The sequence below is a fragment of the Runella sp. R0.1_18 genome, from assembly GCF_057652155.1.
In genome coordinates, this window is the sequence record NZ_JBYFCK010000003.1 from 583601 (window position 1) to 606305 (window position 22705).

A 22705-nucleotide genomic window follows, 5' to 3' on the forward strand; every position below is an offset into this window, starting at 1 on the left:
AAAATTCAAATTATGTATTTCTGTGAATAAAAATTTAACAAATATGTTATTTTTCAGCCCACCAAAGCTTGGTTTTCATGTTATCGGCACCGCCATTGAGGGCAATACCTTTTTCCAAACTAGCTTTGTTGAGTGAATATTCGGTGCTTGGGTACGGCAAGCGGGTTGGCAACACACCATCGTTTTCAAAAACTGCCCGTGGGTCTTTGGGAGGTAGCACAGGAAAACCTGTTCTGCGGTATTCGGTCCAAGCCTCTACCCCTACTCCGTAAAGTGCTATCCACTTTTGATCAAGTACTTTTTCACGCGTTACGGCACCTACTTTGGTAAAATAATCGGCAGGCACTTTCAAACCATATTGTTCAAAAGAAGCAGTAATTCCGTTTTCAAAGTACGTTTTGGCATCTCCAGTAATATCCCCATCAATGGCTGCTTCGGCCAAAATCAAGTTCAATTCTGAAAGGGTCATAATCACACTTGGCGTTTCGGGGCGGGTGAAGTAATTGCCAATCGTTGAGCTCGACGATAAGTAAGTTGTCGCGATAGCATCTGGTAAGCCGTTGGGGTGTCCTACGTATTTTCCAGCTACTGGATTCGCATAAATCGTGATGCGGGTATCGCCCAAAGCGTTGAGCTTGTCGGCCAAGGTGCTACTGATATTCCAGTCAGTACGGCTACCGCGCACCATCACTTCGTGCCATTCGTTGTTGCTAGGAAGGGTTGCCGTGTTTTTAATCAAGGCATTGTCGTCGTTGCTCGTAAAAATGGGGTATTTTGTAGCATCTCCCAAAATTTCTCTCATAATCGCCCGCGATTCAGCCGACTTTTTAGCCGCCTGGCGATTGGCCAAACGCAAACGCAATGAATTGGCAAACTTCTTCCATTTCAGGATGTTACCTCCGTAAATAATATCCCCTTGAACGCCTGGGCCACCGACTACGAGTTTTTCGTTGGCAATTTTTAGGTCGTTCAACAATCCTTCATAGATTTTGTCTTGTGAATCATACGCAGGGGTGTAGCTAGGCGACTCGGCCGTCCCTTTTAAGGCTTCCGAATACGGAATTGCGCCCCAAAGATCAGTCGTCACCGAAAACAACCACGAACGCATTACCAAAGCCACGCCTTCGTAATTGGTGTTTGGCGCTTTGCCCGTTGGTGAGCTATCGACAATAATTCGTTGGAAATTCAACAAGCCATCGTTAAAGAAAGACGCCCAGTTATTGTTGTAAAATGCGGGTGAAAGTCCGTAGTTGTCACCTTCGTTTGAGTAAATATTTCGGGTAAAATACTGCATCCAAAGCATCATTCCGTCGATATTCAAGCGCTCAAAACGCGTGCTTCCTCCCCAAAACCGATCCACCGATTTTTCCATGGCGTAGGGCAGCAAATACTGCGGACCAATGGCCGTTGGGTTGTTAGGGTCGATGTTCATTTTGTCGAACTCTTTGGTACAAGAAGAACCCAAAAGAGCCGCCAATGTCAGCGAAAGTAATGTATATTTTTTCATAGAGATAAGTCGTTTAGAATCCGAGAGATACGTTAAAACCAACACTACGAGAGTTAGGCAACTCGCCGTACGCAAACCCTTGGCGGTTTCCACCGAAACGGTCCACTTCTGGGTCGATGTGTGGTGTATTCTTGAACAAAATCGCAAGGTTACGTCCAACTATTGATACCTTAGCCGAGCGAATGAAAGAGCGTTTCAAGATGGCTTCAGGAACTGAATAACCAAAAGACATCTCGCGAAGTTTGACGTAACTTCCGTCATAAATAACGGCTTCATGATAACGACGTGGATTATTGTACCCGTATAATTGATTGGCCGCCACAATGATGTCGTTTGGTGCATATACCGACGAGCCATCTGCATTGGTGCTTACCACTTTTACCCCTTTACCGATGATACCCTCTTCACGACCAATGGCCGTTTCTTCGTACTGACCTGTCCAACGTGCCGTTCCTGTTCCTTCATCGAAGAAATCACCACCAACGCGTACGTCAATCAAAGCAGCCAAAGAGAAGCTCTTGTATGTGAAGGTGTTAGAAAAACCACCCGTCCAGTCAGGCTGGATATTTCCGAGCAAACGTGGTGTGGTTGAAACCACTGGCAAACCGTCTTTGTAGATAATTTGACCGTCAGGAGCTTTTTCAAAACCAATGCCGTACAAGGCACCGTAAGGCTGTCCAACGCGTGCTTCTGAAGTCAAACCACGCTGTGTGTGTAGCGTGTAAGTAGTTAACCCTTCAGCAAGTGCAATTACTTTATTGCGGTTGCGGGCAAAGTTAAAGCTCACGTCCCAAGTAAACCCGTTTACGGCTTTCAAAGGTGTACCCGAAAGTACAACTTCAAGTCCTTTGTTGACAATTTCTCCCGCGTTTAAGATACGGCTATTGTAACCCGATGCTTTAGAGATTTCAACACCAAGAATCTGGTTTTTAGACGATTGATTGTAATACGTTACGTCCAAACCTAACTTACCACGAAGGAAACGCAAATCTAAACCTAACTCAATTCCCGTCGTGATTTCGGGTTTAAGGCTAGAATTAGAGATGGTAGTGTTTTCATAATATTCTGGTGTGCTACCATTCCAAGCACTGGCCGAGCGGAATGTTTGGGCCAATTGATACGGAGAAGCATCGTTCCCAACTTGTGCCCAGCTGGCGCGCACTTTACCAAAAGTCAAAATAGAACTTTGAAGATCCAACAAATCTGTCACTACCGCACTTGCCGAAACCGATGGATAGAAGTACGAACGTGCATTAGAAGGCAAAGTGCTAGACCAGTCGTTACGCGCAGTAAAGTCCAAGAACAAGGCGTTTTTCCAACCAACCTGTGCCGTTCCAAACACACTTTGCATTTCAGTTTTTTCGATGCGACTCGATACCGTGTTCAAACTGGTTACGGAGTTTGACAAATTATAAAGACCATCTACCACCAACTCCCCAACTTGCGTGAAGTTACGTTTAAAATAATTGGTACGTTTGATGGCTCCTGCCTGAGCACTCACCGAAATGTTGTTGGTTACGTTTCTATTGAACGACAAAATGATGTCGCTATTGGTTTCTTGGGCGCGTTGTACATCTTCCGAATATTGTCCAGGCGTACGGTTTCCGTTACGAACGCGGTCAAAGTTGATGACATTGATGCGCGTATCCGACCAATAGTCCGTTCCCGAACGAGCTAACACACTAAACGAAGGTGAGATTTTGTAGTTCAAGGCAATATTACCTACCAAACGGTCTTTCTCATTGGATGATGGCAGGTAGTCTTGCGTGTAGAATGGGTTGGTAAAAAACGTATGCTGCCAGTTAGGTGGATCATTGTCTGGAAGGCGACCAGCCACTTTACGCTGAATATGTACCGCAGTATAATCGGCATAGTTTTTCAACATCGACCAATCCGTGTGACGGTGTGCCCAAATGAACTGCTGACCTTCTTGGAAAGAACGGTTATCTGAGCCGCTTTTTACGTATTCAGCTGATACTGTTGCGCTTAACTTTGAAGTGAAGTTATAATTGGTGTTCAACTTAAAGTTATTACGCCAAAAGTCGTTGTTATACATAATCCCTTTTTGATCCATCCGACCCATCGACAAGCGAAAACTTCCTTTGTCGTTTCCTGCCGAAAGGGCTACGTTGTTGGTCGTAGTCGCCCCCGTTTCCCAGTACCCTTCCCAGTTGTTGGGCTGAGGTGTAAGCGGTGCTACATCAGCCCCCGTGTACCAATGACGAACCAAACGGCCATCCAAAGGAGCTCCCCAGCTTTCGTCCGTCCCTTCTGTTCCAGTTAAAGGTGCGTTGGGGCCGTAGGCAGCGCGGTATTGTTGGATTTCGGTGGGATCAGTAATTGTACCCGACCAACCATCGTTATACCAAGTACGGTATCCGTTTCCTCCACCGTACATATTTTGAAACTTTGGTTTGACCAATGGGCGCTCAAAAGTTGTATTGTGGTTAAACTCAATACCAATACCTTTGGTACCCGCGCCATTTTTGGTTGTAATCAAAATAACTCCGTTGGCCGCGCGTGAGCCGTACAGTGCTGCCGCGTTAGGGCCTTTTAGGATGCTAATATCTTTGATGTTATCGGGGCTAATTTCCGACAAACCACCGCCAAATTGTTTTTCGCCGCTAGTCATGCGGCTAGAAGTTGATTGGTCAATGGGTACACCGTCGATAACAACGAGCGGTTGGTTGTTTCCCGAAACCGACGAACTTCCGCGAATTTGAACGGTAGAGCCACTTCCTGGCCCTCCATTACTCGCAACCCGCACCCCTGCCACGCGCCCCGAAAGGCTGTTTACGACGTTGTTGGAGCGAGATTCAGCAATTTGATTTCCTTTGATTTCTTGTACAGTGTAACCTAGGGCTTTTTTCTCTTTCTCGATACCAAAAGCCGTTACTACTACCTCTTGAAGCGCTTTAATATCGGGTTGAAGCTCAATGTTAATGCTTGAACGCCCGCCTACGGGAATTTCCTGAATTGAATAACCAATAAAACTATAGACCAAAACCGCGTTATCGTCAGGAACGCTAATTTTGTAATTTCCTTCTGCATCCGTCACAACTCCAGCTCTCGTACTTTTTACGATTACGTTCACGCCAGGCAAAGCGCCTTCGTCTTTTGAAGTAACCGTCCCTTTGACAAACCTTTGGGCATATCCAACCCAGGCGATTGTCATTAATGCTGATAAAAGTAGATATTTTTTCATCTGGTAACAGTTTGGTTTTAGGTATTCGTGTGATTCCTTTCACGCATTGCACCGACTGAACAGTTGCTAATCTATACTGGCCGCATTAGCATAAACTAACCATCCGAGCAGTCGGGCAAGCGTGGCCAAGCAAGAGGATTTTTCCTCCTTTATCTTTCGATTGAAAACAGCAAATGGAAAGAAGCTAAACTTCCCGTTCGGATTTCAATCTGATGCCATTTTGGAATTTCAAGTAACTGCGATACTCAGCGAGCAAACGTTCATAACCTCGTTTGCTTCCTTGCAAGAAATACGGTGGTCTGCACAGAGACCTTTCAATTTTTATTGTTGAAACAACCCCTACAAGTGCGGCTCTGGAGTTATTCAACTAGAAGAAAATTGTACTATTCCTTAGTTTGTTGAGTCGAAAGTATATCATCATCTCCAAATTGCCAAATATATTTTAATAAATTTTGCAAAATATTCATTATTTACTTTTTTAATACAATTATTTATTGTTTTTACATTATTTTATTCTATATTTTCAATCATTACCAAACAATTTACAACAACAAAGTCGCATATTTTATTTGTTCACAAAAAAAGACATTTTGGCAAAATTTTTGATTTTTTACCATATTTTAGTTTAATTTTTGATGTATATACGCCAAAATATTGATTTTTTTCAAATTTTTGATTGCATATTTTTTGAAATATGTATTGACATTAAATTATATTTTTCTAATTTTGCATCATCAAAGACGCAGTCACTTGTTCATACCATTAGTATATATAGATAAGAATGAGTACTTCCGTTTTATCGCCGCCAAGCGAGAGTCCAGTTTTTCTTTTGGGAAACAAAACGAAAACCTTTTTACCGCTATCACTATGTCTTTTACTGTAAATCGTCGGGATTGGTTAAAGTCTGGGCTATTGGCCTCTTCAGGACTTGCTTTGGGATCAGCCACTGCGGCTCAAGCCTCAACGGCTTATTCATCATTAGGAATTTTTGATGTATATGCCGAACGCGAACGCGAAATTGTTCAAGAGGCCCTGTTGGCAGCAGCACCACAAGTACGGGCACGTTTGTCGTCCAATGAAAACCCTTGGGGCCCTGCTCCAACGGCGATTAAGGCCATTGCCGACAACGCACCAAAAGCCTTTTTGTACGCTGGGCCCGTAACGGCCGAACTCAAAAAGACGATTGCAGACATGCACGGCGTAACGCCCGACCAAGTGATGCTGGGGGCAGGTTCTTCCGAATTGTTGATGGCAAGCCTTTTATTGGCCGCCACCAAAGGAAAAGTGATGATGGCCGAAACTTGCTACATCTCTGGACGCGATGCCCGCGAAGACGGCGCGACCATGAAAACCGAAAAAGTGCCTTTGACCAAGGATTATCAATATGATTTGGAAGCGATGGCAACGCGCGTAAATAGCGAAACCAGCATGATTTACGTGTGTAACCCCAACAATCCAACGGGTGTGATGCTGCCTTCGGCTAAATTAAAGTCTTTTTGCGATTCGGTTTCTCCCAAAGCAACAGTTTTGGTGGACGAAGCCTACATCGACTACGCTCCCAATCCTGCCACGGATAGCATGGTAGAATGTGTTCGTAAAGGACAAAATGTGCTCATCTTGCGTACGCTTTCTAAGCTCCACGGTTTTGCGGGCTTGCGAATTGGCTACGCCTTGGGGCAACCTGCTTTGTTGAAAGATTTGCGCAAATTCTGCTCGGGTGGCTTTACCGTTTCTACGACTTCAGCAGCAGCAGCGGTGGCCTCTTTCAAAGACAAAGCATTTCAAGACATGGTTTTAAAAAACACCATCGAATCTAAGAAATTCCTCTGCGACAGTCTTACTTCAATGGGATACAGTTATTTACCTTCATCAGCAAACTTCGTTTTATTTCCCATCAAAATGAAAGGGCCGATGCTCCTTCAAAAAATGATGGCTGAGGGCGTCAGTGTTAAAAGTTGGTTTTTTGACCAACAACACTGGTGCCGCGTAAGCATCGGAACCATGGACGAAATGAAAGCCTTTAAAGATGCTTTTGCAAAATCGGTCAGCTAAAGAGTCATGAAATTTATTCCCTTTGTTTTAGTCGCTGTCAGTTGGGCAACGTTTGCTCAGGAAAGGCAGCCAGGAATGACTTTGGCCGAATTTGACAAAGCAAAAGCCGTAGAGATTCGTAGTGGCTCCCCAAAACAACATTTTCGGAGCCACGGCCTCTCCTACCGTCAGTACGAAACTCCGCTATCGTTTCAGTTTAGCGATGGGGTAGAACACAAAGTGTCGTTTTATGACATCACGGAACGTTCTGACCCAAGCACACTTGGACGATTGGTGGTATATTCGTCGCAAAACCGCCTCGTAACCCTCGTTTTGCCCAACGAAACTTCGCCCAAAGCTGTTAAAGACCATTTCGTCGCTGACTTAAAAGCCAAAAGCCTCAGCAATGATGGACTTGGTATCTGCGTCGCTTTTGCATTAAGCCAAGCTCAATCGCGCACAAGTACTGTTTTAGCACATCCTCAGGAATTTTGCTTTCCTGCCGAAACTTTTGTCAACCTCATAGATGGTACCGAAAAGAAAATTTCGGGCATTAAAACTGGTGACGAAATTACGGGCATACGTGCCAATCGGGTTGAGAAAGTAGTTGTCAATGAAGGCGTTTTTTCGCTTACACGCCTGCTTGTCCGCCCCAATGGGCAAGCGTGGGTAAGTACGCGCAACGAAAGTGGCTTACTTTCTTTGGAAGTAACGCCCAATCATCCTGTGTTGACACTTGTGGGTAAAAAACGCGTGGAAGACCTCCACGAAGGTGATTGGCTTTTTGTGCGGGACGCCGTTACGGGCAGGTACCTTACTGCCGAACTGACCAGTATTGCGCCAGCTTTCCGAACCGTTGACAAGGTGTATCATTTACAAACCGAAGGCGGTACGTATGAAGCCGAAAACATTGTGGTATTGAATAAGCACTAGCATTCCGAACCCTTCTATATACAAGAACTGTCTTAAAAAGAAAAGGCGCTCTCATGCGCCCCCTTTTTAGACAGTTTCTTTTTTATTACTTCCCCTGCATTGCTTCTTTGATGCTCACGAGCTTTATACCGCGCTCGGTAATGATTTTTTTTACCTCGGCACTCGTAAAAGCACGGGTCACACCTTCGCGGTCGTAAGCCACGTCTTCGTAGCCCACGTGCCCAACACCTTTCATATCTCCCGAATCGTAACCTGGGTGTTCCACCAAAAAGTGCGTTCCTGCGGGAAGGTTTTTGAGGATTTCGACCAAGTCTTTTTCCTTTTGTTCAGGCGATTTATCAGCTCCGCCGAACCCACGAACGTACTGAACGTCTTTGGGCATTTGAATCGGCAAGTTATATTCTTTCGACAACCGCTCTACCATCGTTTTTACTTCGGAAGTAGCGTTGGTGCAACCCATGTGCGCCGATAAGTGGCTCGCCCACGGCAGGTGTTTTTTGACGAGTTCGATTTGTGCCCGAAACTCTCGTTCTACTTCGGCTACGTTGATGTTTTTTTGAAGTAAATAGGGGCTATCCTTTAATTTTTTGTTTTCCCAGATAAACTGCGGGAAATACCCGTCGGCGTCCGTAAGCGAAGGAGCTGACGTTAAGGGACGCCATTTTAGGTTTTCCCACTCGCTCGTGAGGCATAAATGTACACCGACGTCGTAATTGGGCTGGGTTTTGAGCATTTTTACAGCCTCCATAAACCACGGGGCAGTGGCGAGGATTTCTACCGAACGGCTGATTCCATCGGTATAGACTTTCATGCAGGCATCGTTGGCCGTGTGGCAAAATCCAATATCGTCCGAGCGAATAATCAAGCGAATTTCGTTGGAGGTTTGGGCCAATAGGTTTTGGGCTAGAAATAACAATGCAATGAGGGTCTTTTTCATGTCTTTATTTTCACAGATTTAATGTCGCAGATGAATACTGATTATTCGGTAATTGTGCCTTCGTTGGCAGACCAATACGTCCACGTTTGGCCTTTGGGAAGTTTCCAAGTGTTTAGGTCAAATCGTCCTTCTCCTGTGAGGGTAGCGGGGATTTTGCAGACTTTTACGGCTTTTCCTCCACGGTTCCACGTTAGCTTTTGTCCTGATTCACAGCGTTCTGGTTTCTTTTTGTTGGCCATAATAAAATAAGCCGCTTGACTCCCAAAGACACGCGCAATTCCTTTTTCATCAATGCACACCGAAGTTTTTTCATCTACCCCAATTCCCTTGGCTTTCATATCCCAATCGCGCGCCATTCTAGCCAAAAAGGCCAAGTGTCGCCCGTGCCGACTTCGGTTACTGTAGTGGGTATCAGTAATGGTATTTTTTAAGATGGGTATATCAATAAAACCGCCGTTTAAAAGTGTCATTTTGGGATGAAAAGGATTCGTTAGCGCTTCTTCCGAATTGATACCATCGTTGAGAGCCGAAAAACCAACTTCCCCTAAAATGGCACAACCCGCGCTCGTTCCTCCGATGGGGGCTTTTTTAACGTGAATCAAATAATTGATGGCTTCTTCTACGGGAGTATCTTGCCAAAATTTGACATAATTACCTTGGTCACCACCCGCAATAAAAAGGAGCTCTGCTTGCTTAATTCGTTGTCCAACAGCGGGATTCATGGCTAATTCACGGTTATTAATAAGTAAGGTTTCGACCGAATTAACCCCTCCCAAACCATATATAAAATCGTTGTAGCCAGTAGCGCCACTGGCGCGAATAATGACGACATCTCCGCCTTTGGCACGTTCAATCATCCACTGCAAGGCTTCTTTGACGTCAGTGCTTCCACCGCCTAACACAAAGCCCGTTTGGGTCGGAACGGTTACATCGGCAGTATCGCCCACTATCCCAATGGAAGCGGGTGTAGCTCCCTTCGTTTGGGCAAATAGAGTGGTAATTTTTAAAAACAGAAGTAAACAAATCAAGCGCATTGGGATAGTAAGTTTAGATGAAGTGTACAAATAAAAGAGTTATTCGTTCGTTTTTTGTGTGCCGTGAAAAAAATAAGACCTTTGGGTCGGAATTTATTGTAAAATCTTCTTTTCTGTATGAATCTTTTTCGTTCGTTGGCTGTCCTTACGCTGGTAGCCGTTGTCGTATCAAGTTGTGCTCCTGGTTATACGCCTGCTACCAACCAAAGCCCGCATTTAGCCCTTGGCAATCCAAGCAATGCCCAAACTAATCCTTCGTCTTACGACAATTATTTATTGAACAAACCCCAATTTGCACTTTCGTACAACCGTTCCAAAGGCCATGCCAACTGGGTAGCGTGGGAGTTGTCGCCCAAATGGTTGGGAACGATTGACCGCCAAAATGATTTCCGTCCCGATGAAGCTTTGCCGCAAGATTGGCCTAAAATAAAACCCAGCGATTATTCAAGCTCGGGCTTTGACCGTGGACATTTGTGCCCTTCGGCCGACCGTACCAACTCAACGAGCAGCAATTCAAGTACGTTTTTGATGACCAACATGATTCCACAAGCACCCGACCTCAACCGTGAAGCGTGGGAGCATTTGGAACAATTTAGTCGGGAATTGGTCGAAAAAGGCTACAAACTATACATAACGGCAGGCGCCTATGGCACGGGTGGCGAAGGCAGCAAAGGCGCTGCTACTAAACTCGACGATGTAGTCAATGTCCCTGCACGGGTGTATAAAATCATTGTGGTATTGCCAGGGAATGCGTCGGTGAATGAAATCAACAGCGCTACGCCCGTGATTGCTGTCGATTTCCCGAACAAAAACAGTACGGTCAAGAATACAAGTTGGATTCGCTACATCACAACCGTGAGCGAATTGGAGAGAAAAACGGGCATGGACTTTTTGAGTAACCTCCCCTCTTCTACCCAATCGGCACTCCAAAACGCACGATTTGACTACCGCAGCACGTCTATTAATGTTGACACCAAATGCAGCGTCTATAACGGCAATGCCTTGTATATTGGCAAAAGTGGAGGCTGCTATTATCTCACAGCCAGTGGCAAAAAAACGTACGTTGACCGCGATTTATGTGACTGCAAATAAACGACTTACTCTCCCCAAGCCGTTATCATTATGGTGCGAGCACCTCCTTCGTTGCGGTGTTCGCACAAATAAATCCCCTGCCAAGTTCCCAGTGCTAAACGCCCATTTCTTACGGGAATTAGCACCGAAGCGCCTAACATTGACGCTTTTAAATGGGCGGGCATATCGTCAGAACCTTCGTAATCATGCCGATAATCGGGGTCGTTTTCTGGGACGGCCTTGTTAAAGAACGTTTCAAAATCTTGACGAACCGTGGGATCAGCGTTTTCATTGATGGTTAAGGAAGCCGACGTGTGTTGGATAAAAACTTGGCACATCCCAACGGAGATTTCGCGTAGTTGGGGAAAAGCCTGCAAGACTTCGGAAGTGATTAGGTGAAAGCCTCGTCTGCGGGGCTTTAATTGGGATTGCTGTTGAAATAGTTTCATTTATTGATATTTGTGTCCATCCTAAAACCCGACGGCTTTAGCCCTGATTTTTAGCATCTTGGTATCAAAGAATCAGAACTAAAGCCCACTACTTGCATTCCCCAGCCTAAAGGCGTGGGGTTAAAGGAGGCATCTCCTCTACGCCCGAAACGCCGTAGGCGTCATTCCTGTGTGCTTTTTGAAGAAGTGATTAAAATGGGCAGGTTCTTCAAAACCCAATGAGTAACTAATTTCGGACACGTTCCGATGCGTGTGGCGCAACATCGCTTTGGCCTCCCCCATCAGTCGTTCGGCGATGTGTTCGGTGGTCGTTTTTCCCGTACTTAGTTTAATGGCCCGATTGAGGTGATTGACATGGACATTCAACTTTTCGGCAAAGTCTTTCGCGGAGCGTAATTGAAATTTTTGGGTAGTGGGTTCGACGGGAAACTGACGTTCTAGCAATTCCATAAAAACGGTGGTAATGCGCGCATTGGCATCGATGTTCCGATACAGTTTTTCGGAGGGCTGGATTTTAAGCGCATTGTGAATAATCTCCATAATGTAGTTCCGAATGAGGTCGTTTTTGAAACGATAATCGGACTGTATTTCTACCAACATTTTTTCATAAATCGCCCCAAAATTGCGAAATTGAGTTTCGTCCAACATATAGGCAGGCTTTCCGCCAGGGGCATACATGGGCAATTCTCGCAAACTATTTCGGAGGTGGTCGCTGAAATATTCGTCTCTAAAAATGCAGAAAAAACCCGTACGTTCGTTCCCCAAATGCTCCATGGTGTAGGGAACTTCGGGGTTAAAAAACAACAATGTCGCCCCGTTCACTTCCAAGCTTTTATCTGCATAGTGATAGACAAAATGCCCTTTTATCAGCGAAATCTTGTAAAACTCTCGACGCGCATACTTTAGCGGCGCTTTTTGGGTGGGCGCATGATCTTCTACCCGAAATACATTAAAATGCCCAGGGTCATTGGGATGGACTTCAGGAAGCGTCGCATATTTTTGCCGATAAAACTCTTCTAAGGTTTCGACGGTTGACATTGTTGTTTTCTTTAATTACTCATTTACAATGGTTTATCGGCGGTCAGCACCTTGGCGCTCAATCATCCACGCGGGGTATTCGGCAGGCAATTTGCTGATTAAATCCAAACGCGCCAATTCTTCGGTCGTTAGGCTCACCTCCGTCGATTTGATGTTGTCGGCCAACTGTTCTGGTTTTTTAGCGCCAATGATTACCGTCGAAACCGCAGGTTGATGCAACAACCAAGCAAGTGCAATTTGAGCTACGGTTACTCCTTTTGCAGTAGCTATTTCGCGCATCACTTCGATGATGTCGTAGGCTTTATCTTTGTTGATAGGTGGAAAGTCGAAATTAGCGCGTCGAGCGTCTTCGGGTGTTTCGTGACGGCCGTACTTGCCACTTAGCAACCCGCCCGCCAACGGACTCCAAACCATCAAGCCCACTTTTTGATCTTGGAGCAACGGTACAATTTCGCGTTCCAAATCACGACCCGCAATCGTGTAATAGGCTTGTAAGGAAATGAATTTTGACCAATGGTTACGCTCCGAAATCCCCAAGGCTTTCATAATGTGCCAAGCCGCCAAATTACTGCAACCGATGTAGCGAACTTTCCCGCTCTGAACCAGTGAATCTAGCGCCGACAAGGTTTCTTCCAAGGGCGTAATGGGGTCGAAACCGTGGATTTGATACAAATCAATATAGTCAATTTGGAGACGTTTTAGGCTTTCGTCGGCTTGTTGCAGAATGTGCTTGCGGGTCAAACCCGTTTGGTTCGGCCCCGCGCCCATGCGTCCTCGTACTTTGGTCGCAATGACCAAATCATCACGGTGTAAGCCCAGTTCACGAATGGCTTTTCCCGTCATTTCTTCACTAAGACCCTCGCTGTACACGTTGGCCGTATCAATAAAATTAATCCCCGCTTCGACCGAAGCTTTCACCAAGGCATTTACTTCATCTTGCGGCAACGTTCCAATGGCTGTCCACATTCCTTTCCCCCCAAATGTCATGGTACCTAAACACAACTCCGACACTTTTAGTCCCGTGTTTCCTAACAAATTGTACTTCATAGCTCGTTTGTTTTTAACTTTTTGATTGATATTTAACAATGCAAAAGTAGAAGTTGGGGTAACACCAAGGGTTGTTTGAATCAAACGGATGCTTGTAAAATTCAAACAATTGAGTTGAAGAAAGTAAATAGCACTCTCCTAAGTTTGGGTTCTTATAAGAGAATGCTATTGAATTTATTTGAATTTTTACCCGCAGATGGCGCAGATTGAAAGTCGCATATGAACGCGGATATAATGGCTATATTAGTCCCTTTTTCAGCGAAAATCTGCGTTTGTATTATTCTGCGGACTTCTGCGGGTAAAAAATGAAGTTATTTCCTTAACTACGTACTTATAAGGTTTTGCGTTCAAATTATTCCACTACTCGAACTCCGACGTACGAGGAGGCATTTCCCGAACAAAATACTTTATGTACTGCTTTCTGAAAGTCGCTCGCTTCGGCTTTATAAATATTCAAAAACTTCTGAGGATTACGGTCAACCAACGGGAACCAGCTACTTTGAACCTGAACCATGATTTTATGACCTTTTTTGAAACGGTGCGCCGCATCTTGCATATCAAACTTTACGTGTTCAATTTTACCAGGCTTCATCGGTTCTGGGGTGGTAAAGCTATTTCTAAACTTAGCGCGCATCACCTCACCACGCACCAACAACTGAAACCCTCCCATGGCTTTTCGGGGGTTTTCTGGGCTGTCATTTGGCGCATCGCCAGGATACACGTCGATTAATTTTACAATAAAATCGGCATCCGTTCCCGTCGTTGACACAAAAAGGTCAGCAAAAACATTGCCCGAAATCGTCACATCATCGGTTAACACGTCCGACTCATACACCAATACATCGGGGCGTTGTGAGGCAAAACGCTGGTCTTCGTACATAAAATCACTCCCTCTTATGACGCGAATCTCAGACGTGTAAGGCACAGGGCGTGCTGGGTCGCTGGTGTACTCGTTAAACGCAGGTTCTTTACCTTTTTGGGCACTTTCTGGGGTTGGGTTAAATGAAAGTTTGCCGTCGGGGTGGAAGTACAATTTCTTTTCAACCGAATTTTTGGGCGGCCATTGATCATAGGTACGCCATTGGTTAGCACCCGTTTCAAAGATGTATGCCTCAGGCAATTTAGGATCAGGCGCATCTTTCAAATGGTGATTAAAGAAAGGCAATTCAATGTTTTTTTGGTAAAACTCACTCGTAGCCGAGCCAAAACGAATGTGGCCAAGCGACTCGCCTTTTCCGCGCGCCCAGCCCCCGTGAATCCACGGCCCCATCACCAAACGATTCGATGACGAAGGGCTATTTTTTTCGATACCTTCGTAAGCTTTCAACGGCCCGTACAAATCCTCTTGGTCGAACCAGCCCCCAACAACCATCACGGCAGGTTTTACATTTTTAAGATGCGGAACAGGCGTGCGCGACTGCCAAAACTCGTTGTAGGTTTCGTTCTCCATCAACTGATTCCAAATGCGGTTTTCACCTTTAAAAATTCGCTCGTTGACATTTTTGAGTGGGCCTAATTTCATATAGAACTCATAGCCGTCGGGCGTACCATAAGCCGAAAACCCTGGACGTGCTTTGGGCGCAGGAACGGGGCGTGGAGCGCCAAAACCTGAGATAAAAGCAAACGTTCCCATCAAAAAGAAAGCGCCGTTGTGGTGGCGATCATCGCCCATAAACCAGTCAGTAACAGGAGCTTGAGGTGAGGCCGCTTTGAGGGCAGGATGGGACTCAATGGTCGTCATGGTTGAATAGTACCCTGGCGAAGAAATTCCCCACGTACCCACTTTTCCGTTGTTGCCTTCGATATTTTTCACCAACCATTCAATCGCATCGTAGGCATCGGAGCTTTCGTCGTTGTCGGTGGCGTTTTTCTTATTTGGAATAAACGGACGATACGCCTCAAAACTGCCTTCTGACATGTATTTCCCGCGTACATCTTGGTAAACAAAAATATACCCATCGCGCGCAAAGAGCATCGACGGACCCAAAGAAGTTTTATACAACGTATCTTCGTAGGGGGCTACGCTATAAGGAGTCCGATTGAGCATAATAGGGTACTTTTTTCCGCTTGTAATATCTTTGGGGACATAAATCGACGTAAACAGTTTAACACCGTCTCGCATCGGAACCATGCGTTCCATTTTGGTATAATGCTGACGAATATAGACCGAATCTTCGTTGATTTTGGGGGTTTGCGCCATCGAAAGCTGCACCAAACCAAGCATTAAGAGGGTAAACAATAGTTTCATGTAGTTATGGAATCACGTTAATTTTTTCTAACACATATTTTGTAAACCAAATTGGCACCTCATTTAACTGTAGTTCAACGTCGGCACCATTTGTTATTTCAGCAACCCAAGTCTTATCATCTCCTGAATTATCAAAAATATAGGCCCTATTAGTGTATTTAATTGCCTCAAAAAGTAGATCAAGTGAGCGATAATACCTTGCTATTACTTTATCAGTTGGTACCGAATGACCACCTATCTTCACACGGTGATTTATCCGAAGTAAATTAATGTCAGGGTCTTCTGTAGCCACGTAATACAAGTAAGTTTTATAACCCAACTGCTGCGCTTTTTTCAAAATTTCTACCTTATCGGATGAAGACATCACGGTTTCAAAGGTAAATGACTGACGCGACTCTAAATACTTAAACCTCAAAAAATCAGTCAGTATTGCGCTCATATAGGAATCAATCCCTACATTACTAAAATCAATAAACTCAGATTGGATATACTTAATTTCGTAGATAAAATCACTACATTCAGTTTTTTCAAGTAATGGATGTTCCTCGAAAAATGTTCTTATCTCCAGTTGATTAGTTTGAATATTATACCCCCTAATATCCAGATACCCCTTTTCTTTGATTTCCTTTTCTATTTCATCTGGGTTCAAATAATACCCAAGTAGTTTTGAGGACACAACGGATTTAATGGTACTTTTACCAGAGCCATTTGGTCCAGCGAACATTCTAAGTCTTGGTATCTCCATTATCGTACGATTTTGTAAAACCGCTGAGTTACCTTCATTGGTTTTTCAATTTCTCTAATAACTTTTCGGCTACCATCAGGCGATACCTCAATCAGTTTTCCGTCTTCGGCAATCATTACTTTATCACCCAAGGCAAGCGTTTGCCAATAGGCTTGCTTCGTAGCCGTTTCGGCTAAAATAGGAATTTGCTGTTCCAAATAGTCCAATTCTTGCTCGTTTAGTCTCATCATCTTTTTATAAAAATGGTTCAAGTTACTTTCCAATGCAAAATTTACTAAAAATATTGGCTAATAAATCATCCGTGGCGATTTGACCTGTAATTTCCCCTAAATGATGTAATGCCAAACGAATATCTTGCGCCAAAAAGTCTCCCGTAATTCCTATCGCTAGACCATTCAAAACGTCCGATAGGGCTTGTTGCGTTTTTACTAAGTGTTCATAATGGCGCAAGTTCGTCACCACGGTATCATCGGCGGCTTTGGCAGCCACTGCCACTGCCACCAATGCTTTTTTAAGTTCTTCGATGCCTGTACCTGTTTTGGCGGAAATGGGGATTTCAACCTCACCCCCAACCCCTCTCCTTTCTGGAGAGGGGTGTTTTAAGTCCTCTCCAGAAAGAACTGGGACTGGTGAAGGTTCGCTGCGCGATGAGGTTAACCTTATAATATCTTCTAAAACCGTATCGATTTTATCCAGCACTTGTCCATTCGTAAAACGGAGGGTTGTTATCCCGTAAATTTTATTTAACTCATCAGTTCTTAACTTATCATACTCTTTTTGTTCAGGACTCTCGTGAATCCCGCCATCCAGTTCAATAGCTAAACGATATTCTGCACAATAAAAGTCCAACACAAAGCCCTCTTGAACAGGATGCTGCCGTCTAAACTTCAGGTTATTTAACTTTCTATTTCTTAGGATTTCCCACAGGAATTGTTCTGCATCTGTTTCTCTTTGGCGCAAATTTCGTGCATTATCTAAGACTTCGGGCGGAATTTTATAGTTCATTGGCTTATATACTTCTTCGACTAGAAGTTGGGATTTTGTTTTTACCTCACCCAACCCTCTCCTTTCAGGGGAGGGCTTTACATTACTCCCCTCTCCAGTAAGGAGAGGGGCAGGGGGAGAGGTTAAATCCGCTTTATTCCTTACCCACAACACCTTTTTCCCTTCCTCTAGCCCTTCGGCCAACTGCTCAACTTCGGCATAGGTTTCTGGACTATCAAACAACAGCACCACCACGTCGGCTTGGTTCATGGCTTTCTTAGAACGTTCAATTCCAATGGACTCCACCACATCCAACGTCTCACGAATACCTGCTGTATCAATGATTCGGAATTTGATGCCCTCTAGGTACAGGAGGTCTTCGATAACGTCGCGGGTGGTACCTGCAATTGAAGTAACAATGGCTTTTTCTTCGTTCAAAAGCGCATTGAGCAACGTCGATTTACCCACGTTTGGCGCACCAATAATAGCCACGGGGATTCCCTCTTTGAGGGCATTTCCAAAATCGAAAGAATCAATCAGCGGTGCGATGGTCGTTTGAAGGTTATTTATCAACGCCCGCAAATCGTCCCGATTGGCAAATTCAACGTCTTCTTCGCCAAAATCCAACTCCAGCTCCACCATGCTGGCAAAATGAATCAGGTCTTCCCGTAGAAATGCCAATTTTTTTGAAAATCCACCCCGAAGCTGGTTCAAGGCCGTGCGGTGACTAGCAGCTGAATCGGCGGCAATCAAATCGGCTACTGCCTCCGCCTGCACCAAATCAAATTGTCCGTTGAGAAACGCACGTTGCGTAAACTCCCCTGGACGCGCCAACCGTGCGCCATTTTGAACAAGGAGCTTCAAAATTTGGCGAATGATGTAGTCTGAGCCGTGGCAAGAGATTTCGACCGTATCTTCTTTGGTAAACGAAGTTGGCGTTTTAAAGACGGCGATTAAAACCTCATCAATGATGTCATTTCCCGAGCGGATGGTTCCAAAGTGAACCGTATGAGAATCAACTTTCGTCAGGTCTTTACCCCGAAAAAGTTTATTGACGACCGAAAACGTCCCTTCTCCCGATACCCGAATTACCCCAATGGCTCCTACCCCTGACGGAGTAGCCAAGGCACAAATAGGTTCTTGCTGAAAAACCATTAGAAAGTTTTTGCCCGTTTGAAAATGAAAACAATTTTAGAAGTCATCCCTTCATAGGCATTCATATCCAGCGAATTGACCAACTCCCAGCCCTCCATAGCCATGCTATTAATCTTATTTTCAATGTCTTGTGGATCAAGTTTTGTTCCCCAGAAACCACCAGGTTTTACATCAATTACTTTGTATTCGTAGGTTTGCATTATTTTCCTATTTTATCTGTTAGCAGTATCTCTTTTTTACTAACGCAAAGGTAATGCTTTCGGGTTTCGTTGTCCTAGAAGAATTCCTAAACTAAATCCACCAGAAATAGACGGAATGGTTTCGTACCTGCCAGGCCGAAGCGTACGAAAATTAAATAACTCTCGATTCCAAAACCAGTTGTTTATAGCTCCCTCCTCGGCATCGTTGGTGACCAAGAGTTTACGAAACCCGCCCCCAAGGTACAAATCAATCACCAAACGCCTTGGCACAACCACCTGATAACCAGCCTTTATATGACTAGCCGAAACCCGACGTCGGGTTTTCACAAATCCTTCTTCAAAATAAGCACACCCTCCCGTCGCGGGGTTACAGCCTCTGCCCAATGCCCGATATTCATTGATAAATACCTCTTTTCGGTAATATTCAACGGCCAAATACCAGCTTCCGCGCTCTGAATAAGGGTCAGAAAAATAATAACGGCCTTGGGTTCGGAAACGGAAATTATTTTTACTGGCAAACTCTTTTCCATCTTCCCAAGGACTTAGAGCGGCGTTGCCCCAACCAGCCTCTTGATAGATGCTCCAACGCGTTGCAATTGGTATTTCTACCCCTAACGTGAGCGTATTATCGGGGTCTATTAGGGTTGTTGGGACTGTTTTTAAAATTACTTTGGGACGAAGTGTGTCTTGTGCCCAAAGCATTTTACCCGTTAAACTAAACAAAAAAAGCCAATACAAGCTAAGGTTTTTCATTCTGTGCGTGTTAGGGTTCAATGGCTAATTTGCTCAATACCTCCACCTTACCACCATCTTGCAGGCCGTATTGAACCAAGCCGCCGTCGCCCGTGACAATTAAACTTTTGCTCGTTGGTATCACATCGTAGGCTTTAATGTCTCCTATGACGTGTTTTAATTGAGGTTGTTTAGGATCCTTGATATCAAAAATTTTCATACCCCGATCTCCTTCGCATACAAACAATTGTTCGCCGCTTACGCCCAAACCGTAGGGTGATTCCATCGTTTGAGAATTGATTAACTTTGGGCTTTTCAAATCAGTAACGTCAACCACGTCCAGTGTACTTGCGGTTGCCATTCTTCGGCAGCCCGAGCCTCCACGAAGCGTAACGTAAGCATAATTTCCCTGAACAACGACGGGGTCGCAACTTTGAACGTGAAAATAGCTCGACAACAACACAGGAGAGTCGGGCTGCTGGTTATCAAAAATGTACATTCCAGCATTAGCACCTATAAAAAGGGCATTTTTGTAGGGAAAAATCGTTTCCAAACCTACTGTTAGAGGGATAGTTTTTGCCGACACAGGGTTAATTGGGTTAGCGATGTTATAAACCTGAAGCTTATCAGGCAATACGCAATAAAGCACATCTCCCACAATGGCAAATCGCGCCATCGAACCGCCCGTACCCGTTTGGCTGTTGGGGTTTACGTCAGCACTTTTGTCGGTTGCACAGCCAAGAGCCAATGCAAAACAGAGCGCACAAAGGGTAGCTAGTGTAAAATTTTTCATAACGATTGCTTAACGAAAACATTTAGGACGATTCATTTTTACTTTTTCCCAACCCACCACAACACCTTTTGACGCTTCTACACACTCAAAATAGGTTTCATTATAAGGAGGATAAGCAGGAGATGGAAACGCATTTTTAATTCGTTTTTCTACCTTTACTTGCGTAGGATCTGCAATGTTGAGCACCACAAAATCAGGGCCACTGTCGGCATACAAAAAGCTGCCTTTCACCGCCATATCAACATTCCCCCAAATCTTGATGAACGACATCTTTTTTGGGTTTTTTGGGTCAGCGTTGTCTATCAAATGAATCCCTTTTCCCTGTTCATTGATAAATAAATAATTTCCTCGTACGTAGATTTTACCAGGTTTTTTCAGGGGCTGCGGCGCTTCGGTTGTCACTTGGTTCACCTCATTTTCAGACGCATAAATAGGACGATAACCTTCGCCACTGAACTTGGGGGCTCCTGCTGGAGGCTCATTTACATCCACCCCCGATTGACAACCCACCAGCAACCCGATGCCAATGAGACAGATGTAGCTTAATTTTTTCATACGTTTTCCAGTTTTTAATTGATTGGTAAAAACTCAAATTTACCTTCCTCAACCCGAACTAACTCCCTGTAAACCAACACATCATTAATATCACGATACTCAATAGAAAGATCTTGTTGGTCGAAAGTTAGCCAGGCAAATCCGTTGAAACCGACGTCAATACGCCGTAAAGTAGTACGTTTTCGTTGATCATAAAAGGCAATCGCCTCTTTGTTATTTTTCGGTTCATCAATTTCCGAAGGCATTCCTCCATTCCCAATGCACCGACCATAAATAGGCAGGTGAGTGAGTTGTTTAGGATGATATACCACCATTCGGTGTTCGTGTCCCCATATCCATAGAACAGGACGCACGGCATCGCCCAAAAGTTGGGATAGTTGCTTGGCGGGCTCAGGAAACGACTTTCGAAACGAAGAAAAAGGTGGATGATGACTCAAGAACACGATGCCACGTTGGTCGGCGGGGTTTCCTAATTGCACTTGTTCTCGAAGCCACGAGAGTTGTTCTTTTCGTAGATGACAATCGGGGGGTGAAAGCACTTCTAAAAACGGACGTTCGACCGAGGTGTAGCCCGTATCGAGTCCAATAACGCGCCAATGATTATTTTCCAAACAAAAAAAGCCTGCTTTCTGAATCCGTACCGAATCCCCTTCTCGAACCCCCATCGTAGGAAGTAAATATTTAAAAAAAGCATCACCGTTGGAATACATTTCGTGGTTGCCCGACAAAGCCAAACTGCCCCATTTTCCGCGCGGCCAAGATGCCTTGGGGCTAGTAAAATTGGCGGCTACTTCGCTAGGCGTGCCGACAAAATAAATATCACCCAAGTGAATTGAATAATCAGGTGAATGCGATGCCACCACCGCCCCAACTGCATCAGATTCGGGCGTATCGGAAGCCCAATCTGATAGCAATGCGAGCTGCGTTAAGCCATTTTTCTCTTCCATTTTGAAAATGCCATTATCGCTTCCTTGGGGATAGCTCTGGTAGGGATGGCGTTTACCAAAACGGCTTTTAAGGTAATGATACGCAAAACCAAAGACATTGTACCACAAAAACTCCGTCAATGTACGGGTTGTATCGGAAGAGGGTGATTGTTGTTGAACCTGCGACTGTTGGGTTCGGAAGTGATTTTCGGCTTCGGTGTGGCCAATGGCGACGTACTCTTTTAATTCACGTTTGGGTGGCTGAGACATGAAGAACTATTACGGTTGAATGAAGTACGAATATCGTGTTTTTAAACGAAAAAAGCGTCAGAGACGCTAAACCGTGTCTGCCCCGACTGGAAGTCGGGACAAGCCAATGGCAGTGACCTACCAAGCTATTGCCTAAATTCAGTGTTTTTTAGTGGACTTCGATAAAATAGCCTATTTGTAAAAAATCACGGCCTGTTTCATCATTTATTTTGTAATCAAATTGGTGTAGATAACCCACTTGTACGGTGGTTGATTTTGACGGTTTAATATTCAGTGCCACTTGCATTCGGTTTCTCTCAAAATAGGGCTCACGGTCGGTGAAAAACAACTCGTTGTTCATGCTAATTTGGAACGGCTTGTAGCCATTCACTTCATTCCCAAACGGATACGATAGCCCTACTCTATACCTAAATCGGTTACGGTACCCATTGCTTGTGAATCGTAATTCTGCGCGGTACCGCTGTTCTACTTTTAACTTTCCTAACGACTGATTGACAACTACTTGAGGCCAAATTCTAAACTCGTCATTGTTTTTGGGCACCACAAAATCCCCTCCTTCTCCGTACGTTTGATAACTACCTGCCCCTAGGGTCAGCACAGCGTTAGGATGGACTTTATAGGAAAAACCACCTTTGTATTCATAGTAATGGAAATTGTTGTAAAATAACAACGAACGTAGCTGTGCTTCCCCAAATAGACTCCATTTAGCGCTTACGTTGTATTTGATGTTTAGGACGTTCCAGCTGCCTAGATCCAGTTTTTGGGCACTCACTTTACTGACAAAACAAACGGGAATGAGAATTAACAGTAATGGTTTCACGTTTTCTTAGAATATTCTTTTAAAC

20 protein-coding genes are annotated in these 22705 nt (G+C 44.6%); 3 read left to right on the forward strand and 17 right to left on the reverse strand.

What is annotated here, in order from left to right:
• Positions 1–46: 46 nt before the first annotated feature.
• Both AC23P2_RS07805 and AC23P2_RS07810 read right to left on the reverse strand, forming a co-directional pair.
• The gene (locus tag AC23P2_RS07805; protein ID WP_487772665.1) at positions 47–1507 is read right to left on the reverse strand and encodes a SusD/RagB family nutrient-binding outer membrane lipoprotein; all 1461 of its coding nucleotides are present in this window, start codon (positions 1505–1507) and stop codon (positions 47–49) included.
• A 13-nt stretch (positions 1508–1520) separates the two neighbouring features.
• On the reverse strand, positions 1521–4712 hold the full coding sequence (locus AC23P2_RS07810) for a SusC/RagA family TonB-linked outer membrane protein (RefSeq protein WP_487772666.1): 3192 nt from the start codon (positions 4710–4712) through the stop codon (positions 1521–1523).
• Between the two features lie 867 nt (positions 4713–5579).
• On the opposite strand from AC23P2_RS07810, the gene AC23P2_RS07815 reads away from it, so the two are divergent.
• Both AC23P2_RS07815 and AC23P2_RS07820 read left to right on the forward strand, forming a co-directional pair.
• Positions 5580–6764 (forward strand): pyridoxal phosphate-dependent aminotransferase, encoded by a 1185-nt coding sequence (locus AC23P2_RS07815; RefSeq protein WP_487772667.1) that lies wholly within the window; start codon positions 5580–5582, stop codon positions 6762–6764.
• Between the two features lie 6 nt (positions 6765–6770).
• Entirely contained in the window at positions 6771–7676 is a 906-nt protein-coding gene (locus AC23P2_RS07820) for a Hint domain-containing protein (RefSeq protein WP_487772668.1), read from the forward strand.
• Positions 7677–7761: 85 nt separating this feature from the next.
• Here the strand turns inward: AC23P2_RS07820 and AC23P2_RS07825 are convergent, their stop codons facing one another.
• Both AC23P2_RS07825 and AC23P2_RS07830 read right to left on the reverse strand, forming a co-directional pair.
• On the reverse strand, positions 7762–8613 hold the full coding sequence (locus tag AC23P2_RS07825; RefSeq protein ID WP_487772669.1) for a ChbG/HpnK family deacetylase: 852 nt from the start codon (positions 8611–8613) through the stop codon (positions 7762–7764).
• Positions 8614–8654: 41 nt separating this feature from the next.
• A complete protein-coding gene (locus AC23P2_RS07830; protein ID WP_487772670.1) occupies positions 8655–9647 on the reverse strand; it encodes a cyanophycinase in 993 nt (330 codons plus the stop codon).
• 117 nt (positions 9648–9764) lie between these two features.
• Between AC23P2_RS07830 and AC23P2_RS07835 the strand changes: the two genes are divergently transcribed.
• Complete coding sequence (locus AC23P2_RS07835; protein ID WP_487772671.1) at positions 9765–10739, forward strand: DNA/RNA non-specific endonuclease; 975 nt, start codon at positions 9765–9767, stop codon at positions 10737–10739.
• Between the two features lie 5 nt (positions 10740–10744).
• Here the strand turns inward: AC23P2_RS07835 and AC23P2_RS07840 are convergent, their stop codons facing one another.
• The 13 genes from AC23P2_RS07840 to AC23P2_RS07900 form a co-directional block, all read right to left on the reverse strand.
• A complete protein-coding gene (locus AC23P2_RS07840; protein WP_487772672.1) occupies positions 10745–11167 on the reverse strand; it encodes a secondary thiamine-phosphate synthase enzyme YjbQ in 423 nt (140 codons plus the stop codon).
• Between the two features lie 138 nt (positions 11168–11305).
• Entirely contained in the window at positions 11306–12205 is a 900-nt protein-coding gene (locus AC23P2_RS07845) for a helix-turn-helix domain-containing protein (protein WP_487772673.1), read from the reverse strand.
• 33 nt (positions 12206–12238) lie between these two features.
• A complete protein-coding gene (locus tag AC23P2_RS07850; RefSeq protein ID WP_487772674.1) occupies positions 12239–13252 on the reverse strand; it encodes an aldo/keto reductase in 1014 nt (337 codons plus the stop codon).
• A 352-nt stretch (positions 13253–13604) separates the two neighbouring features.
• Positions 13605–15500: a CocE/NonD family hydrolase gene (locus AC23P2_RS07855; RefSeq protein ID WP_487772675.1), complete on the reverse strand. Its 1896-nt coding sequence runs from the start codon at positions 15498–15500 to the stop codon at positions 13605–13607.
• Between the two features lie 4 nt (positions 15501–15504).
• Positions 15505–16245, reverse strand: a complete 741-nt coding sequence (locus AC23P2_RS07860) for an ATPase (RefSeq protein WP_487772676.1) — start codon at positions 16243–16245, stop codon at positions 15505–15507.
• Positions 16245–16475, reverse strand: a complete 231-nt coding sequence (locus AC23P2_RS07865) for a hypothetical protein (RefSeq protein ID WP_487772677.1) — start codon at positions 16473–16475, stop codon at positions 16245–16247. Before AC23P2_RS07865 ends, AC23P2_RS07860 begins: the two co-directional genes overlap by 1 nt.
• 22 nt (positions 16476–16497) lie before the next feature.
• Positions 16498–18384 carry a tRNA uridine-5-carboxymethylaminomethyl(34) synthesis GTPase MnmE gene (gene mnmE, locus AC23P2_RS07870; RefSeq protein WP_487772678.1) on the reverse strand — a complete coding sequence of 629 codons (1887 nt, stop codon included), beginning with the start codon at positions 18382–18384 and terminating at the stop codon, positions 16498–16500.
• Positions 18384–18584, reverse strand: a complete 201-nt coding sequence (locus AC23P2_RS07875) for a DUF4177 domain-containing protein (RefSeq protein ID WP_487772679.1) — start codon at positions 18582–18584, stop codon at positions 18384–18386. The genes mnmE and AC23P2_RS07875 overlap by 1 nt, the downstream gene beginning before the upstream one ends.
• A 39-nt stretch (positions 18585–18623) precedes the next feature.
• Positions 18624–19337, reverse strand: a complete 714-nt coding sequence (locus tag AC23P2_RS07880; protein ID WP_487772680.1) for a hypothetical protein — start codon at positions 19335–19337, stop codon at positions 18624–18626.
• Between the two features lie 10 nt (positions 19338–19347).
• Complete coding sequence (locus tag AC23P2_RS07885) at positions 19348–20109, reverse strand: LVIVD repeat-containing protein (protein ID WP_487772681.1); 762 nt, start codon at positions 20107–20109, stop codon at positions 19348–19350.
• 9 nt (positions 20110–20118) lie between these two features.
• Positions 20119–20664 carry an LVIVD repeat-containing protein gene (locus AC23P2_RS07890; RefSeq protein WP_487772682.1) on the reverse strand — a complete coding sequence of 182 codons (546 nt, stop codon included), beginning with the start codon at positions 20662–20664 and terminating at the stop codon, positions 20119–20121.
• Positions 20665–20678: 14 nt separating this feature from the next.
• A complete protein-coding gene (locus tag AC23P2_RS07895; protein ID WP_487772683.1) occupies positions 20679–21860 on the reverse strand; it encodes a metallophosphoesterase family protein in 1182 nt (393 codons plus the stop codon).
• Positions 21861–22008: 148 nt separating this feature from the next.
• Complete coding sequence (locus tag AC23P2_RS07900) at positions 22009–22680, reverse strand: DUF2490 domain-containing protein (RefSeq protein ID WP_487772684.1); 672 nt, start codon at positions 22678–22680, stop codon at positions 22009–22011.
• Positions 22681–22705 lie beyond the last annotated feature (25 nt).